General features: G+C 61.2%; 10 protein-coding genes, 1 tRNA gene and 2 rRNA genes (1 of these 13 running past the window's edge). 6 read left to right on the forward strand and 7 right to left on the reverse strand.

The window, feature by feature from the left end:
* The 3 genes from OOT43_RS14785 to rrf all read left to right on the forward strand — a co-directional run.
* Positions 1-11 (forward strand) — tRNA-Ala (locus OOT43_RS14785) (it extends 65 nt beyond the left edge of the window).
* A gap of 228 nt (positions 12-239) precedes the next feature.
* Positions 240-3,132, forward strand: a 23S ribosomal RNA gene (locus tag OOT43_RS14790).
* 103 nt (positions 3,133-3,235) lie between these two features.
* Positions 3,236-3,348 (forward strand): 5S ribosomal RNA (gene rrf / locus OOT43_RS14795).
* Positions 3,349-3,447: 99 nt separating this feature from the next.
* On the opposite strand, the gene OOT43_RS14800 is transcribed toward rrf, so the two are convergent.
* The 5 genes from OOT43_RS14800 to OOT43_RS14820 all read right to left on the reverse strand — a co-directional run bounded on the left by OOT43_RS14800 (position 3,448) and on the right by OOT43_RS14820 (position 9,648).
* Entirely contained in the window at positions 3,448-3,750 is a 303-nt protein-coding gene (locus tag OOT43_RS14800) for a DUF3240 family protein (RefSeq protein WP_266021331.1), read from the reverse strand.
* A gap of 3 nt (positions 3,751-3,753) precedes the next feature.
* On the reverse strand, positions 3,754-6,804 hold the full coding sequence (locus OOT43_RS14805; RefSeq protein WP_266021332.1) for an efflux RND transporter permease subunit: 3,051 nt from the start codon (positions 6,802-6,804) through the stop codon (positions 3,754-3,756).
* Complete coding sequence (locus tag OOT43_RS14810) at positions 6,801-7,898, reverse strand: efflux RND transporter periplasmic adaptor subunit (protein WP_266021333.1); 1,098 nt, start codon at positions 7,896-7,898, stop codon at positions 6,801-6,803. Before OOT43_RS14810 ends, OOT43_RS14805 begins: the two co-directional genes overlap by 4 nt.
* The gene (locus OOT43_RS14815; RefSeq protein ID WP_266021334.1) at positions 7,895-9,157 is read right to left on the reverse strand and encodes a TolC family protein; all 1,263 of its coding nucleotides are present in this window, start codon (positions 9,155-9,157) and stop codon (positions 7,895-7,897) included. Before OOT43_RS14815 ends, OOT43_RS14810 begins: the two co-directional genes overlap by 4 nt.
* Before the next feature lie 89 nt (positions 9,158-9,246).
* Positions 9,247-9,648: a hypothetical protein gene (locus OOT43_RS14820; protein ID WP_266021335.1), complete on the reverse strand. Its 402-nt coding sequence runs from the start codon at positions 9,646-9,648 to the stop codon at positions 9,247-9,249.
* Positions 9,649-9,847: 199 nt separating this feature from the next.
* On the opposite strand from OOT43_RS14820, the gene OOT43_RS14825 reads away from it, so the two are divergent.
* The 3 genes from OOT43_RS14825 to OOT43_RS14835 are packed head-to-tail and all read left to right on the forward strand — an operon-like array spanning position 9,848 to position 14,673.
* Entirely contained in the window at positions 9,848-12,622 is a 2,775-nt protein-coding gene (locus OOT43_RS14825; protein ID WP_266021336.1) for a UPF0182 family protein, read from the forward strand.
* Positions 12,623-12,668: 46 nt separating this feature from the next.
* Positions 12,669-13,757: a glycine oxidase ThiO gene (gene thiO / locus OOT43_RS14830; RefSeq protein ID WP_266021337.1), complete on the forward strand. Its 1,089-nt coding sequence runs from the start codon at positions 12,669-12,671 to the stop codon at positions 13,755-13,757.
* Between the two features lie 40 nt (positions 13,758-13,797).
* Positions 13,798-14,673: a Kdo hydroxylase family protein gene (locus OOT43_RS14835; RefSeq protein WP_266021338.1), complete on the forward strand. Its 876-nt coding sequence runs from the start codon at positions 13,798-13,800 to the stop codon at positions 14,671-14,673.
* On the opposite strand, the gene OOT43_RS14840 is transcribed toward OOT43_RS14835, so the two are convergent.
* Together OOT43_RS14840 and OOT43_RS14845 are read right to left on the reverse strand one after the other, a co-directional pair.
* Positions 14,633-15,727 (reverse strand): glycosyltransferase family 9 protein, encoded by a 1,095-nt coding sequence (locus tag OOT43_RS14840; protein WP_266021339.1) that lies wholly within the window; start codon positions 15,725-15,727, stop codon positions 14,633-14,635. The two genes, OOT43_RS14835 and OOT43_RS14840, sit on opposite strands and share 41 nt — an antisense overlap.
* Positions 15,724-16,392: a sulfotransferase family 2 domain-containing protein gene (locus tag OOT43_RS14845; protein ID WP_266021340.1), complete on the reverse strand. Its 669-nt coding sequence runs from the start codon at positions 16,390-16,392 to the stop codon at positions 15,724-15,726. The genes OOT43_RS14840 and OOT43_RS14845 overlap by 4 nt, the downstream gene beginning before the upstream one ends.

Genomic DNA, 16,392 nt, shown 5'->3' on the forward strand with positions numbered 1-16,392 from the left:
TGGCTCCACCATTTTCTGGCGAGAAGGAATGATTCGCGAATCCACGGTAAGCCGTGGATTGACGAATCATGGCCTTAGGCGATGATTAGCGGCTCTTTAACAATTTGGAAAACGTACACTGTAAATAAGCAGTGCGAGGAAACGAAGCTAACGCGAGTTAGCATACGATTCTCGCAAGCGCTGTTCAAGGTGTGTCAGCATAGATCATGAGATCCAAGCCAGACGGTTTGGGGTTATATGGTCAAGTGAATAAGCGCATACGGTGGATGCCTAGGCGGTAAGAGGCGAAGAAGGACGTGGCAGCCTGCGAAAAGCTTCGGGGAGGTGGCAAACAACCTGTGATCCGGAGATGTCCGAATGGGGCAACCCAGCCGGTTTTAACCGGCTATCGCCGACTGAATACATAGGTCGGCGAGGCGAACCCAGGGAACTGAAACATCTAAGTACCTGGAGGAAAAGAAATCAACCGAGATTCCCTTAGTAGTGGCGAGCGAACGGGGAGCAGCCCTTAAGCATCATTGTTTTTAGTAGAAGCGTCTGGAAAGTCGCACCATAGAGGGTGATAGTCCCGTATACGAAAGGAACGTTGGTGTGAAGACGAGTAGGGCGAGGCACGTGAAACCTTGTCTGAACATGGGGGGACCATCCTCCAAGGCTAAATACTCCTTACCGACCGATAGTGAACCAGTACCGTGAGGGAAAGGCGAAAAGAACCGCGGTGAGCGGAGTGAAATAGAACCTGAAACCGTATGCGTACAAGCAGTGGGAGCCTCGAAAGGGGTGACTGCGTACCTTTTGTATAATGGGTCAGCGAGTTATTCTCAGTGGCAAGCTTAACCGAATAGGGGAGGCGTAGCGAAAGCGAGTCTGAATAGGGCGATTGAGTCGCTGGGAATAGACCCGAAACCGGGCGAGCTATCCATGGCCAGGCTGAAGGTGAGGTAAAACTTACTGGAGGGCCGAACCGGGATCTGTTGAAAAAGATTCGGATGAGCTGTGGATAGGAGTGAAAGGCTAAACAAGCTCGGAGATAGCTGGTTCTCCTCGAAAGCTATTTAGGTAGCGCCTCGTGTCTCACTCTCGGGGGTAGAGCACTGTTTCGGCTAGGGGGTCGTCTAGATTTACCAAACCGATGCAAACTCCGAATACCGAGAAGTGCAATCACGGGAGACACACGGCGGGTGATAAGGTCCGTCGTGAAAAGGGAAAGAGCCCAGACCGCCAGCTAAGGTCCCCAAATCATGGCTCAGTGGAAAACGATGTGGGAAGGCAGAGACAGCCAGGAGGTTGGCTTAGAAGCAGCCATCCTTTAAAGAAAGCGTAATAGCTCACTGGTCGAGTCGGCCTGCGCGGAAGATTCAACGGGGCTAAGCCATGTACCGAAGCTGCGGATTCACCTTTTAGGTGAGTGGTAGAGGAGCGTTCCGTAGGCCTGTGAAGGTCAATTGAGAAGTTGGCTGGAGGTATCGGAAGTGCGAATGCTGACATAAGTAACGACAAAACGGGTGAAAAACCCGTTCGCCGAAAGCCCAAGGTTTCCTGCGCAACGCTAATCGGCGCAGGGTTAGTCGGCACCTAAGGCGAGGCCGAAAGGCGTAGTCGATGGAAAACAGGTTAATATTCCTGTACCGGTTGCAACTGCGATGGGGTGACGGAGAAGGCTAGGTCAGCCGGGTGTTGGACGTCCCGGTTTAAGCGTGTAGGAAGGTCTCTTAGGCAAATCCGGGGGATCAATTCTGAGGCGTGATGACGGTGCTGAAGGCGACTTCAGCCGAAGTGATTGATGCCAAGCTTCCAAGAAAAACCTCTAAGCTTCAGGTTGCAAGCGGCCGTACCAAAACCGACACAGGTGGGCAGGATGAAAATTCTCAGGCGCTTGAGAGAACTCGGGTGAAGGAACTAGGCAAAATGGTACCGTAACTTCGGGAGAAGGTACGCCCCTGGTAGGTGAAGTGACTTGCTCATGGAGCCGAAGGGGTTGCAGTGAAACGGTGGCTGCGACTGTTTATTAAAAACACAGCACTCTGCAAAGACGAAAGTCGACGTATAGGGTGTGACGCCTGCCCGGTGCCGGAAGGTTAATTGATGGGGTCAGCGCAAGCGAAGCTCTTGATCGAAGCCCCGGTAAACGGCGGCCGTAACTATAACGGTCCTAAGGTAGCGAAATTCCTTGTCGGGTAAGTTCCGACCTGCACGAATGGCGTAACGATGGCCACACTGTCTCCACCCGAGACTCAGTGAAATTGAACTTGCTGTGAAGATGCAGTGTACCCGCGGCTAGACGGAAAGACCCCGTGAACCTTTACTATAGCTTTGCACTGGACTTTGAATTGACTTGTGTAGGATAGGTGGGAGGCTGAGAAACTCGGACGCCAGTTCGGGTGGAGCCAACCTTGAAATACCACCCTGGTGAATTTGGAGTTCTAACCCAGGTCCGTAATCCGGATCGGGGACCGTGCATGGTGGGTAGTTTGACTGGGGCGGTCTCCTCCCAAAGAGTAACGGAGGAGCACGAAGGTGCGCTCAGCGTGGTCGGAAATCACGCATAGAGTGTAAGGGCAAAAGCGCGCTTGACTGCGAGACGAACAAGTCGAGCAGGTACGAAAGTAGGTCCTAGTGATCCGGTGGTTCTGTATGGAAGGGCCATCGCTCAACGGATAAAAGGTACTCCGGGGATAACAGGCTGATACCGCCCAAGAGTTCATATCGACGGCGGTGTTTGGCACCTCGATGTCGGCTCATCACATCCTGGGGCTGTAGCCGGTCCCAAGGGTATGGCTGTTCGCCATTTAAAGTGGTACGCGAGCTGGGTTTAGAACGTCGTGAGACAGTTCGGTCCCTATCTGCCGTGGGCGTTGGAGATTTGAGGGAAGTTGCTCCTAGTACGAGAGGACCGGAGTGAACGAACCGCTGGTGTTCCGGTTGTCATGCCAATGGCATTGCCGGGTAGCTATGTTCGGACAGGATAACCGCTGAAAGCATCTAAGCGGGAAGCCCCTCCCAAGATGAGATCTCCCTGGGACCTCGAGTCCCCTGAAGGGCCCTGGAAGACCACCAGGTTGATAGGTTGGGTGTGGAAGTGCAGTAATGCATGAAGCTAACCAATACTAATTGCCCGTGAGGCTTGACCATATAACACCCAAGACGTTTGGCGGGTGTAGATCGTGCGACAGACCGCGAACACAGTGTACGTTGACCAAATTCCTCAAGAGCTCAAGCTCGACAACCAGTTTTGCCTGGCGGCCAGAGCGAGCGGGAACCACCCGATCCCATCCCGACCTCGGAAGTGAAACCGCTTAGCGCCGATGATAGTGCAGATACCTGTGCGAAAGTAGGGAACTGCCAGGCTCCTAATCACGCAACATCAATCAACCCCGATCCCTCCGCTGAGGAATCGGGGTTTTTTGTGTTCTGAGATAATTCTGTCCTGTCGAGGCCGGATAATCTTTACAGGCTGCCGGCATCCAGCACTGGCATCACCCAGTAATGGACGCCGCTGCCCTGAAAATCCGCGCGTAAGGCGTTCAGGGTCTCTTCCAGCCCGTCTCCTGCAAGTTGAGCGTCGAAACGGACGCGCCGGGTACGCCCGGCGACCTGCTCGTTAAGGCTCATTTCTTCCGTCCGGCTCGAATGGCCGGATGCAGCCTGGCTGCTGAATCCCCGTATGGCCGGTGCGCTAAGCAGCCAGTCAACCAGAGTGTCCTCAAGCTGCGGGGGTACCAGGAGAGTCAGCAGCACCAGATCGGACATGCATCATTTTCCCTCGCCGTAACGGCGGTAGAGGATGGGTAGGAGTATGAGCGTAAGAAGGGTCGACGTGACCAGCCCGCCCACCCCCACGATGGCCAGCGGTCGCTGGATTTCCGATCCAGGACCGGTGGCGAACAAGAGAGGAATGAGTCCGAATGCGGCGATGCTTGCGGTCATGAGAACCGGCCGCAGCCGCCGCGAAGCCCCCAAACGGACGACTTCATCCAAGGGCAGGCCGATAGCCCGCAGCTGATTGAAATATGTCACCATCACGACGCCGTTCAGCACGGCGATACCCAGCAGGGAAATGAAACCTACGGAGGCGGAGACGGACAGGTATTCGCCGGAAAGCCAGAGGCTGGTGACTCCGCCGACCAGTGAAAATGGGACGTTCGTAAGCACCAGTATCGCCTGCCGCACCGATCCAAAGGTGGTGAACAGCAACAGAAAGATCAAGCCGATCGATATCGGGATGACAATGGACAGGCGTTGCGCCGCGCGCTGCTGGTTTTCGAACTGTCCTCCCCATGTCAGGTAATAGCCGCTGGGGAGCGTGACGCGGTCGCCGACCGCCTTGCGCGCTTCCTCCACGAAACCGACCAGATCTCGACCCTGGACGTTGGTTCGGACGACCGAAAACCGCTGGCCGCGCTCCCGGCTGATGGCGACCAGGCCTTCGGTGCGTTCGACGTGGGCGACGGCGGAGAGTGGTACGCGGCGTCCGTCGGGCAAGGTCACCTGCAGCAGAGCGAGCTGTTCGGGGTCGGAGGCCGCCCGGAGCAGCAGAGGTGTCCGCTTGACGCCCTCCTGCACGATGCCCAGCTTGAGGCCCTCGATCTGTGCGCGCAGCATTCGTTCCAGGGTGTCGCCGTCGAGTCCCAGGCGTCCCGTCGCGAGCCGGTCGATTCGGATCTGGAGGTACTGCATGCCGGCGTTCCTCATCGTGAAAACGTCGGAAGCGCCGCTCACCGAGCGGATCACCTCGGCGATGGCTTCCGCCTTTTCATTGAGTACCGCGATATCTTGACCATAGAGCTTGACGGCTACGTCGCCGCGTACCCCTGTGAGCATCTCCGTGACCCGCATCTGGATTGGCTGGGTGAAGCCGAAGGCGATGCCCGGCATGGTCTCCAGGACTTTACGGATGTCTTCCACCAGTTCTTCGCGGGTCTTGCCATTCCACTGATCGGCTGGTTTCAGGACTACGAAGTTGTCCGTTTCATTCAGTCCCATGGGGTCGAGCCCGATTTCGTCCGAGCCCACACGCGACACCACCCGTTCTACCTCGGGAACGTGGTCGAGCAGCGCTTTCTGTAGCTGCTCGTCCAGCCGAACCGACTGTTCCAGATTGATCGAAGGCAGTTTTTCCACCTGAACAATGATGCTGCCCTCATCCAGCGTGGGCATGAAGGTCTTGCCGATCTGGGTGTAGATCACCGCCGTCAGGGCGAGCAGGATTCCGGCGGCGGCCACTACCCAGCGGCCGTGATCGAGCGCCCACCGCAGCGCCGGTTCATAGTATTCATGGAGTTTCCGGGCGAGCCATGGCTCCTCATGCTTGACCTTGCGCATCAGCCAGGAGGCCAGGACCGGGATCACCAGCAGCGACATGAACAGAGAGCCGGCCATGGCGAATACGTTGGTGAAAGCGACCGGCCTGAACAGCTTCCCTTCGAGCCCCTGTAGAGACAGGAGCGGCACGAACACGATGGCGATGATGAGGGCACCCGACACCACCGGCGCGGTGACCTCGCGCATGGCCCGGTAAATGAGGTGAAGGCGCGGCAGTTTGCCTCGCATTCGGGGATCGGCCAGATGTGTAGTGATGTTTTCCACGACCACGACAGCCGGATCGACCAGCTTGCCGATGGCAATTGCCAGACCGCCGAGGCTCATGAGGTTGGCCGAAAGTCCGAACTGGTGCATCAACAGGAAGGTAAAAAGCGCTGAAAGCGGCAGGATGCAAGCCACCGTCACCGCGGCGCGCAGGTCGCCCAGGAATAGCAGCAGCAGGATGACGACGAGGACGATGGCTTCCACCAGCGCCCGGACGACAGTATGAGTGGCCCGGTTCACCAAATCGCTGCGGTCGTAGAACACATCGAGCGTGACACCTTCGGGGAGGGCGGGCCGGATTTCCTCGATCTTTCGTTTGACACCATCGACCACTGCCCGCGCATTGGCGCCGCGAAGGCCGAGGACAAGTCCCTCTACAGCCTCCTCCCGGCCGTCCCGGCTGACTGCGCCATAGCGCGTCAGGGCGCCGATGCGTACTTCGGCCACGTCCCCGATCGTGATGGCCACGCCGTTCTGGTTGGTGATGACGATGGCGCGGACATCGTCCAGGTCGCGGATCTGGCCTTCGGCCCGGACGAGCAATGCTTCTTCGCCCTCGGGAAGCCGTCCGGCGCCGTCGTTACGGTTGTTGGACTTGAGTGCTTCGATCAAGGCCTCCATGGTGATGCCACGTGAGGACATCCCCGCGTTGTTCGGGATCACCTCGAAGCTTCGCACCGTACCGCCCAAGGTGTTGACGTCGGCCACGCCGGGTACCGTGCGAAGCGCCGGACGAATGACCCAGTCCAGCAGGTTTCGCCGCTCCATGAGGGTGAGGTCGCCGCCTTCTATGGTGAACATGAACATTTCGCCCAGGGGCGTCGTCATCGGCGCCATCCCGCCTTCAATCCCGTCCGGCAGGTTACCCCAAACGCCGTTCAGCCTTTCGGCAATCTGCTGCCGTGCCCAGTAGATGTCGGTGCCTTCCTCGAAATCGATGGTGATGTCGGTCAGCGCGTATTTGGCGATGGAGCGCAGCATGGTCTGCTTCGGGATGCCGAGCAGTTCCAGTTCGATCGGCGCGGTGATGCGGGTTTCGACTTCCTCCGGGGTCATGCCGGGGGCTTTGACGATGACCTTGACCTGGGTGGGGGAAACGTCGGGAAAGGCGTCAATGGGAATCTGCATGGTGGCGACATAACCGGCGCCCGCCAGCAACGCAGTGAGGAGAACAACCAGCAGGCGCTGAGTCAGTGCGAACTGGATCAGCCGGCTCATTCGCTGCGCCCGCCGAGGCCGGTCCAGGCGGACTTCAGGGCGGCGACGCCCTGGACGGCGACCCGATCGTCGGCGGTCAAGCCTTCATGAATGATGGCCTTGCGTCCGTCCGCGGCGGCGATCTTCACCGGTCGTACGGCGAAACCGTCGGGTGTCCGCACGAAGACATAGTGTTGCCCTTCCTCGCTGAAGACTGCGGCGAGCGGCACCCGGCAGATGAAGTCGGTGCTGGCGTGCATGACCTGGACGTTGATGTTCTGGCCGGCGCGGACGCTGTCGTCGTGCTCGTCGATGACAGCGCGCACCAGTGCGGTCTGGCTGTCCGGCCGCACATTCTGGCTGACTTCGATGATCGTCGCCCTAATCCGCGGGGAATCCAGTTCGACCCGGTCTTTCAGCCGGATTTCGCTGAGGCGCTCCTGCGGCATGTCGATTTCCAGCCACAGCTGGTCGACATTGCCGATGCGGAACAGCGGCGCCAGCATGCTGACCCGCTGGCCCACGGTGGCCAAGCGGTCCAGCAGTACACCCCGGATCGGCGTGCGCAAGGAGAGGGTGTTGCTTATGCTGCGGGACCGCTTGAGTTCCCCGATGTCTTTCGCGGACATGCCGCTGGCCTCGAGCACCTGTTCCGCCTGGCGAAGGTTGGCCTGGGCCTTGTCGAAGGTGCTGCGGGTCTCCTGCCAGCGCAGCCTGGAGATGACGCCTTCGTCCAGCAGCTTTTGATCGCGATTCAGCTTGGAGCCGGCGAGTTCGTATTCGGTGGAGGCATTGAGGAGGTCTCTCTGCAGGGTGAGCAGGTCGGGGCTTTGCATTTCCGCGACGACCTGGCCCGGTGTCACCGACGATCCCAGCGCCACGTCGATCCGAATGATTACGCCGGCCTGCGGCGCGCTGACGATGAACTCCCGGTCTGGTGGAATGACGACGCGCGCGGGTGCCCAGGCCAGGGGCAAGGCATCGACAATTTCGGGTTTGGCAACGCGGACGTCGAGATGCTCGATCTGCTGCGCGTCCATCTTCACGAGGGTGTCGGCCGCGAGCGCGGGAGCCGTTAGAAGGCAGACCAGAGCGGGAAAAAGATGGAGCTTCATGGCGTCACCCCTACGACCTGGTTGTAAGCGGCGATGTCCCGTTTCAGCTGGATTTCCTTCTGCATGGCATCCCAGATGGCCGCCTGTGCGGTGGTCTGCACCTTCAGAAAATCGATCAGCTGGATTTCGCCGGTTTCAAGCGCGATCCGGTTCATCCGGATCAGGGTCTCGGCCATTTCGCGCCGGCTCCTGGCGATGTCTAGGGCCTTGCGGTCTGCATCCAGGGTTTGCTGGGCCTGCTTGAGCGCACGCTGGAGCAGGCGGATGAGATTGTCGCGCTCTGTGATCTTCTGGGTCAGTGCCAGATTCGCCTGGGCGACGAAAGGTTCGTTATAGGCGTCGCCACCGATCGGTACCTGGAGGACTACGTTGGTGTCGTTCTGCACATTCTTGTCGTTGAAGGCACGATGCTGGGCGCCGACCAGGACCGTGGGCTGGGTGCCCTGCTTCCACTGCCGGACGAACTCCACGTCGGCCTGAGCCCGCTCGATCATGGCGTTCAGGGCGGCCAACTGGGGGTGTTCCTCGCTGATGGCTGTCAGCTTGGAAAGGTCTTCATCGAACTTTTCCGGTGCCGCCTGCATTCGGCTCAGGTTCGCGAAAGCTTGATGCGCATGCTGCAGGTCGACGGAGGCCTGGGTGAGGGCGGTTTTCTTTTCCAGTGAGTCGCTCTGCGCCAGAAGCAGGTCGGCCTGGGCGAGATCGCCGAGCTCGACGCGCCTGTTGACCGTTTCGACCAGCCTCAGCGACACCTCATACACTGTCCTGGCGAACTCATGACGGTTCTGCGTCATTTTGAGGTTCCACAAGCTCTCCCGGACCAGACCGGCGACCTCGTGTCTGAGGCCCCGGCCGAATTGTTCGGTGCTTTCGGCCGCCCGGTCGGTGACCGCCCGGCTCGCATCCCGCTGCCCCCAGCGCCAGATGGGGAACTGGTAGCCCCACTGTGTCATGCCTTCGCCGTCGCCCGCGACATTCTGGTTGTTCTGGACGTAGACCATGGGGTAGCCGGGAATCCAGCTGTCGCTGCGTTGCTGCAGGGCGCTGGTTTCCTGGCGCATGGCGTCGACCATCGCCGTTTGCGGATAGTTTTCGAACGTGGTCTGCACCACACTATGGAGGCTGACCCGCGCGTCGAACGGCAGCAGGCCGGAAGGTTCGGCCATGGCGTCCTCCTCGCCCCGGGCCGAAGCGGAGGCGATCGCGAAAAGGATTCCGAGGAGCCCATTGAGGAAAATCATCGGCAGTACCGGATTCATGGTGTCAGCATACCAAGCGCCGTCTCGGTCTCGGGCGAGTACGGGGCGCCTTTGTGCGCGCGGAATTGTCGCCGCGCAAGGATGGGAAGTCAGCGGGGTGGCCCGCGTGCCGAGAACGGTTTGGCTGCCAGGGAGGCGTAGGGGGGGAGAGTGAACGGAGTTGGGGGGCGCGCCTTCGCCAGTTCCGTCAACGGCGCTTCGGTCTCGATTCGGCCGGGAACTGCATCTGGCGCGGGTTTGTCCTCTCGGCAAGGCCATGATATGCGCGAGGGCTCCAGGATGCCGCATTGCATGGCGACGACGATGGTCGACTCAGGTCCCGCATCCGGCGCATGCCATCCTTCCTCTGGCAGGCGTTCGAGAAATTCGAGTCCGGGTACATGGAACTCGCCTCGGGGTTCGCCGGTGGCCGTATGCGCATGGACCAGTGGCGCCCACATCTGGGTCAGCACCAAGAGACACAGCGCGAGGAGTTGTGCGTATCGACTCAAAACGGGTGAACCATATTCCGCAGGCGTTTACTAGCCAAAGGGCGCATCCTAAAAGCTTGTGATCGCATTCGTCGGCTAGTGTATCCGAATCATCCGGCCGGTGCATGCCTCCTGGGCGGCCAGCCAGCACTGATCCGGCGTTGCCTACCGGATTGAAGGGCAGTCGGGTATCATCTAGAGGCTTGGCGCGCCAGCGCGAATGAAGCCGATCACGCCGGAGCATGCGCCTGCCGCCCGCGTTCCATCCCCCTGCAAGCCCATCCATACGAGTAATACGACGCCGAACGAGGACGATATGGGAAACTGGAAACGACTGCTGATTTCCGCAGCCGTGGTCATAGCGGTTCTGGCTGGCCTGTTGCTCGCGCTCATACTCGCGGCGACGCATTTCCTGGTCGACTGGTGGTGGTTCAGGTCGCTGGACCTTGGGGCCTATTTCTGGCTGCGCTTCCTTTACCGGTACATTCTGTCCGGCGGTGTGACCCTGTTCTTCTTCCTGATCTTCTTCCTGAATTTCTGGGCCGCCTCTCAGCATCTGGGAGTCGACCAGGCGATTTACGCCGCCGGATCAGAGGAGTCGCGTTACCGGCGCTGGCTGCGGATGTTCCAGACCGGCGCATTGCCGGTCTATCTGCCCTTGTCGGTGTTCCTGGCGGTGCTGGTCGCGTTGCCGTTCTACCATGAGTGGGAAGCCGGCCTCCTGTTCTTTTTCGCGCCCGACGCCGGCGTCACCGAGCCCGTGTTCGGGGAGGACGCCGGCTTCCATATGTTCCGGATTCCGATTCTGGTCCTGATCCAGTCGGAATTGCTGGTGTGTGTCGGCATTCTGGCGGTCATGGTGGCGGCGCTCTACTGGGTGGAGCACGAGTTTTCGCCGGCCCACCGGCGGCCATGGCCCCGGGGCGCCCGCATCCATTTGAACCTGCTGGTGGTGCTGGTCGCCGTCGTCGCAGCCTGGGGATATCTGCTGCAGCGGGACGAACTGCTTTATGTGGACGTCCACGAGCCCGTATTTTTCGGTCCGGGCCTGATCGAACTCCGTTACCATCTGCCGCTGATCTGGGTCGAGATCGTCTCTCTGATCGTCGGCGTCGTTGCCGCGCTGTCGTTCGTGCAGCGTCACCGGGGTCTCAAACTGGCGCTCGCCTGCGCGCTGGTCTGGATTTCCGCCGCGGGGCTGCGCAAGATCGATATGGTCCCGCAACTGATCGACCGCTTCGTGGTCAAGCCGAATCCGGTGAAAACCGAGCGCGAGTACATCAAGTACAACATCGAGGCGACGCTGGCAGCCTTCGATCTCGACGAAATCCGGACCATCGATATCACCGCGGTACCCGAGGGTTCCGAAACCATCGATCCGCACGTGCGCGAGCACTTGCACAACATCCCTGTGTGGGATCCGGAATATCTGGATGACGTGTACCAGCAGCTTCAGGGTATCCGGCCCTACTACAGCTTCACCGAGGTCGACACGGCGCGCTATCTGGTCAACGGCCAGATCGAGCAGGTCAACCTGGCGGCCCGTGAAATCAATCTCGCCAAGCTGCCGGAGGAGGCCCGGAACTGGGAGAACATCCATCTGCGCTATACCCACGGCTACGGTGCAGTGATCACCCCGGCAGCGCAGTCGGGCGACCAGCCGATGCAATGGTGGCTGAGGGATCTGAACATGCATTCGGACGTCGGTTTGACCACAGATAAGCCTGACGTCTATTTCGGCCTGGAAAATCTGGATTACGCGATCGTGCCCAATCGGCTCAACATCGTCGACATTGCCAGCTTTGACCAGGGGTCCAGCCAGAACTATTCGGGCAGCGGCGGCGTTCCGATCTCCTCGCTGCTGCGGCGGCTGCTTCTATCCATCTATTTCCGCGACGAGCGGCTGTTTTTTTCGCTCAACATCACCGAAAGCAGCCAGGCGCTGTTCCGCCGCAACATCATCGAACGGATCAACACGGTCACGCCGTTCCTGGCGTTGGACCGCGATCCGTATATCGTGGTGACTCCGCAGCGGATTTTCTGGGTCGTCGACGCCTACACGACGCTGGATTCCTACCCGGTGTCCAAGCGCACGCGTTACAAGTTCCGCGGCGACACCGAGGAGCGCGAGTTCAATTACATTCGCAACTCGGTCAAGATCGTGGTCGACGCCTTCGACGGCTCGCTGGATTACTACGTGGTGGACCACGATGACCCCGTCCTCAAGGGATACATCAAGGCCTATCCCGGGCTGTTCCAGGATGCCAGCGCCATGTCTCCGCTGATTCGGGAGCAATTGCGTTTTCCGCATGACTTCTTCGAGATTCAGATGCGGATGTACGCGAAATACCACCAGACTCAGCCGGAGCTGTTCTACCAGCAGGCGGAAACCTGGGATTTCGCCAAGGTCGGCGTGAGGCTCCGCGATGGCCGGACGGTGATGCGAACCGTGGCGCCCTATTACTTTACGACCCAGCTCGACGGCTGCGAAAACATGCAGAACTTCGTGCTGATCAACCCGATGACGCCGATCGGGCGCAACAACATGAGCGTGCTGGCGATCGGCGGCGCATTGCGGCCCGAAGCCTGCGGCGTGCCTTACTCCAAGTCGATCGTGCTCTACAAGTACAGCAAGGATGTCCAGGTCGACGGCCCGGCGCAGGTGAGCGCGATGATCGACCAGGACGCGGAAATCGCCAAGGAGTTCGCTCTCTGGGACCAGAAAGGCTCCCATCTCACCCGCGGCCGCATCATCATCGTTCCGATCGGGCGCTCGCTGTTGTACGTGCAGCCGGTCTACATCGAGTCCACCAGCAGCGTCAAGATTCCGGAGCTCGCCCGCGTCATTCTGTCGATGGGCGACATCGTGGTGATGGAGACCTCGCTGGAGGCCGCGCTGAACAAGCTGGAGCAGCGGCTCATTGCCCTGCAGAAGGCGCGTGGAATCGCACCGGTGCCGTCCAGGCGGGAGGAGCCGGGCATGCATCCCATGTGAGCGGGATCGCTTCGTCATTGGTTTCTCGATGGAGAGGGCGGCGAACGTGACCGATGTGATCGTCGTCGGAGGCGGAATCAGCGGCCTGCTGGCGGCGCGCGAACTGGCCGGGGCCGGCTTGTCGGTCACGATTCTGGACAAAGGGCCTGCCGGGCGCGAGTCCTCGTGGGCGGGGGGCGGCATTCTGTCGCCGCTGTACCCCTGGCGCATGCCGGAAGCGGTCACCGCACTGTGTGCCTGGAGCCAGCAGCGTTATCCCGCCCTGGCCGCGGAGTTGCTGGAGGCGACCGGCCTGGATCCCGAATGGCGGCAAAGCGGGCTGTTGATGCTGGATCCGGAAGATGCCGTCCTTGCCGATGCGTGGTGCGAGGCGCACGGCGTGCGTGGCGAGTGGATCGAGCCCGGCGCCTTGCGATCGCTGGAGCCTCGGCTGGCGCCGGTTTCCGCGCCGGCGATTCGCCTGCCCGAGGTCGCCCAAGTGCGCAACCCCCGCCTGTTGCACGCAGTACTGGCGGATGTTCGCCGGATCGGCATTGCCGTGGAGGAGGACGCCGCGGTGACCGCGCTGGAAACGCGGAACGGAAAGGTCGTGCGGGCGCTGACCGGGCGGGGGGCATTCGAGGCGGAAACCTACCTCGTCACCGCCGGCGCCTGGTCCGCTGAAGTGTTGCGGAAACTGATTCCGGATCTGCCGGTCGCTCCGGTCAAGGGACAGATGCTGGCGCTCCGGGCGCCCGCCGGACTGGTCGGTCACATCGTGCTGGCGGAAGATCGTTACCTCATCCCGCGCCAGGATGGCGTCTTGCTCTGCGGCAGCACCGTGGAGCATCGCCAGTTCGACAAGGTTCCGGATGCCGAAGGGCGGCGGATCCTGCTGGAGTTCGCCCGCCGCCAAGTGCCGGCGCTGGTGGATGCGGATGTCATCGGCCATTGGGCCGGTCTGCGGCCGGGATCGCCGGAAGGCATACCCTTTATCGGGGCGGTTCCCTCGGCCGCGAATCTGTATGTGAGCTGCGGCCATTTCCGCAACGGCCTGACCATGGCTCCCGCCTCGGCCCGGCTCGTGGCCGACCTGATTCTCGGGCGTCCGCCGATCGTTCCCGCTGAACCGTACGGCGTCTCGCGCCGCGGGTGAAGTCGCATAACAATAAGGCATCAGGAGAGAGGTACAGCGTATGAGCAGAATATTCGAGTTCGGCACCGCCGACTGGGATGCGTCTTTTTCAGCGGAGAAGCGTGGCGACGCGCTGAACGAAATCGAGCAGGGCAAGGTCCTGTACTTCCCGAAACTCGGGTTCGGAATCGAGGAGAACGAAAAGGCCTTTCTGTCGCCGCAGGCGGTGGCCAAGAGCAAGAACGTCAGCTTCGATGCGGCCAGCGGCGACCTGCACGGGACCGGCCCGGCGGTGGCCGACGTGGAAGCGCTGCGGGGCATGATGGCGAGGTTCGCAGGCCGGGCCGCGGGCCTGGTGGCGAGGCTGCTGCCGGAATACGGTGCCGCACTGGTGCAGGGCCGCACCAGCTTCCGGCCGGTGGAAGCCGCCGGACGCGCGAGTTCCTGGCGCAAGGACGACACCCGGCTGCATGTAGACGCCTTTCCGTCGTCCCCCGTGCAGGGGAGAAGGCTCCTGCGCGTATTCAGCAACGTGAACCCGGAAGGCCGTCCCCGCTGCTGGCGGCTGGGCGAGGCGTTCGAACCCATGGCCAAGCGTTTCCTGCCTTCCATCCCGGCGCCGTTTCCGGGCAGCGGCCCATTGCTGCAGTTCTTCGGCCTAACCAAGAGCCGGCGCAGCGCCTACGATCACTACATGCTGCAGTTGCACGACAAGATGAAGGCCGACATGGCTTATCAGGCCGAAGTGGATCAGGTGCCTTTCGACTTCCCGCCATCCACCACCTGGATGGTATTCACCGATCAGGCCTCGCACGCGGTGATGTCCGGCCAGTACCTGCTGGAACAGACCTTCTACTTGCCGGTCGAGGCCATGCGGGATCCCGACCAATCGCCGCTCAGGATACTCGAGCGGCTGACGGGACGGGTGCTGGTTTGACCAGCCAGTTCCGTTTCAGGAGGGCATCGACGGCAGTCAAGGTCTTCTCGACCGTGAGCTGCGCCATGCAGGTGAAGGCGCCGGCGCAGGTGGGGCGGCGCTCGCAGGGTGAGCAGGGCAGGGCCTCATACAGCACCATTGCGTCCTCCCGTCCGGTTTCCAGATAGGGGGCGGTGGAGCCGAACAGGGCGAGGGTCGGGCGTCCGAGGGCGATGCTCATGTGGGTCAGGCCGGTATCCACGCCGATGCCGAGGGCCGAGCGCCGGATCAATGCGCCGCTGATGGCCAAGCCGGTTTTCCCGGCGAGGTTCTTCAGGCCCGAGCCGCAGCGGCGCTGAATTCCAGCGGCCCGTTCGGTGTCGTCTGGCCCGCCCAGCATGACGACGGGCCAGCCGTAACGGGTGCTGATCTCGTCGGCCATAGCCGACCAGTTCCCATCGATCCAATGCTTCTGCGGGCGGGTGGTGAAGGGGAAGATCGCAACGTAAGGTCCCTCGATGCCGAGCGCTTCCAGGATCGTTCCGGCTTCCGTCTCGGCCTCGGCCCCCGGCACGAAATCCATGGCGAAAGCCTCGGTATCGAGTCCGAGTTCGACGGCCAGCTTGAGGTAGTCGTTGCCGATCGCGTTCGACTCGGTGCGGCGGTCGATGCGCTTCGTCATCAGGAATTGGCTGCCTTCGCGCGAGCCGAGGCCGATGCGGGTTTTGCCTCCGGCCAGCGCCGCCCATATGCCACTCTTCATGAGCCCTTGCAGGTCCAGGACCCAGTCGAAGCGTTCTTCCCGCAGGCTCCGTACCAGTACACGGAACTCCTTCAGCAGGACGCCGTAATGCCCTTCTTTGCGTAACTTGGCCCAGCGTGCGCGCGGCCAGGTCGCAACCCGGTCCAGCCGCGGGTTGTGGATCAGCAGGTCCTTGTAGGCCTCATCGGCCAGCCAGACCAGCCGTGCGTCGGGAAAGGCCTGCCGCAACACCGGGATCAGCGCGGAGGCGAACACGATGTCGCCTATCGCGCCCAGCCGGACGATCAGGATGGATGCAGGGCGCTCCGTCACAGAAACGGCTCGTCGAAGCAGTAGCCGAAGCGTTCGACGTCCGGACGGTAGTGCGCTTCGATCAGTTCGGCGGTGGCGTCGCTGTAATAGCGCCGGTAGTCCTTGCTGCGGTCCTGGGCCTTGCGGCTGTGCAGCAGCTTGGGGCAGGCGATGCCGATGCGCCGGCAGGCTTCTTCGAAATCCTCGGCGAGGCGCTCGTAGCGGCCGACGAAGTCGACGATGAGGTTGCCGCGCAGGTCGATCAGGTAGTCGCTCTGCAGCTCGATCGACATGTCCGCGTGGTACTGCGGCAGACGCTCGGGGTCGAGCTTCCAGCGCAGGAATTCCTCGAAGCCGTCGATGCCTTCGAGCAGGTCGGGGCGCTCGCGCCGGATGTGGTGAAAGGAGCTGACCTGCAAATCCCAGGGGTTGCGCACGAAGGCGAACTTGAACAGCTTCTGGTACAGCTCGCGCGGCAGCATCTCCATGGCGGCGATGGCTTTGGCGTGGCGCGGAAACTTGGCGCCGATCTCGTGGCCGGTGAGCCCGCTGAGCTTGCTGCACAGGAATTGCGGAATCCGCGCCGGATCGGTCCATTTGTAGCGCCACAGCGAGTCGCGCACGCTGGTGCCGCCGGTTTTGGCGATATGGACGAAGAGGAAGTTGTAGCGGAGCGAGAGCAACAT

Source organism: Methylococcus mesophilus, assembly GCF_026247885.1.
Taxonomy (GTDB): domain Bacteria; phylum Pseudomonadota; class Gammaproteobacteria; order Methylococcales; family Methylococcaceae; genus Methylococcus; species Methylococcus mesophilus.

Excerpts from the sequence above, each read along its gene's own strand:
- OOT43_RS14805 (WP_266021332.1), bottom strand. The coding sequence starts at position 6,804 with ATGAGCCGGCTGATCCAGTTCGCACTGACTCAGCGCCTGCTGGTTGTT.
- OOT43_RS14825 (WP_266021336.1), top strand. The coding sequence starts at position 9,848 with ATGAAGCCGATCACGCCGGAGCATGCGCCTGCCGCCCGCGTTCCATCC.
- OOT43_RS14810 (WP_266021333.1), bottom strand. The coding sequence starts at position 7,898 with ATGAAGCTCCATCTTTTTCCCGCTCTGGTCTGCCTTCTAACGGCTCCC.
- OOT43_RS14845 (WP_266021340.1), bottom strand. The coding sequence starts at position 16,392 with ATGTTGCTCTCGCTCCGCTACAACTTCCTCTTCGTCCATATCGCCAAA.
- OOT43_RS14835 (WP_266021338.1), top strand. The coding sequence starts at position 13,798 with ATGAGCAGAATATTCGAGTTCGGCACCGCCGACTGGGATGCGTCTTTT.
- OOT43_RS14800 (WP_266021331.1), bottom strand. The coding sequence starts at position 3,750 with ATGTCCGATCTGGTGCTGCTGACTCTCCTGGTACCCCCGCAGCTTGAG.
- OOT43_RS14815 (WP_266021334.1), bottom strand. The coding sequence starts at position 9,157 with ATGAATCCGGTACTGCCGATGATTTTCCTCAATGGGCTCCTCGGAATC.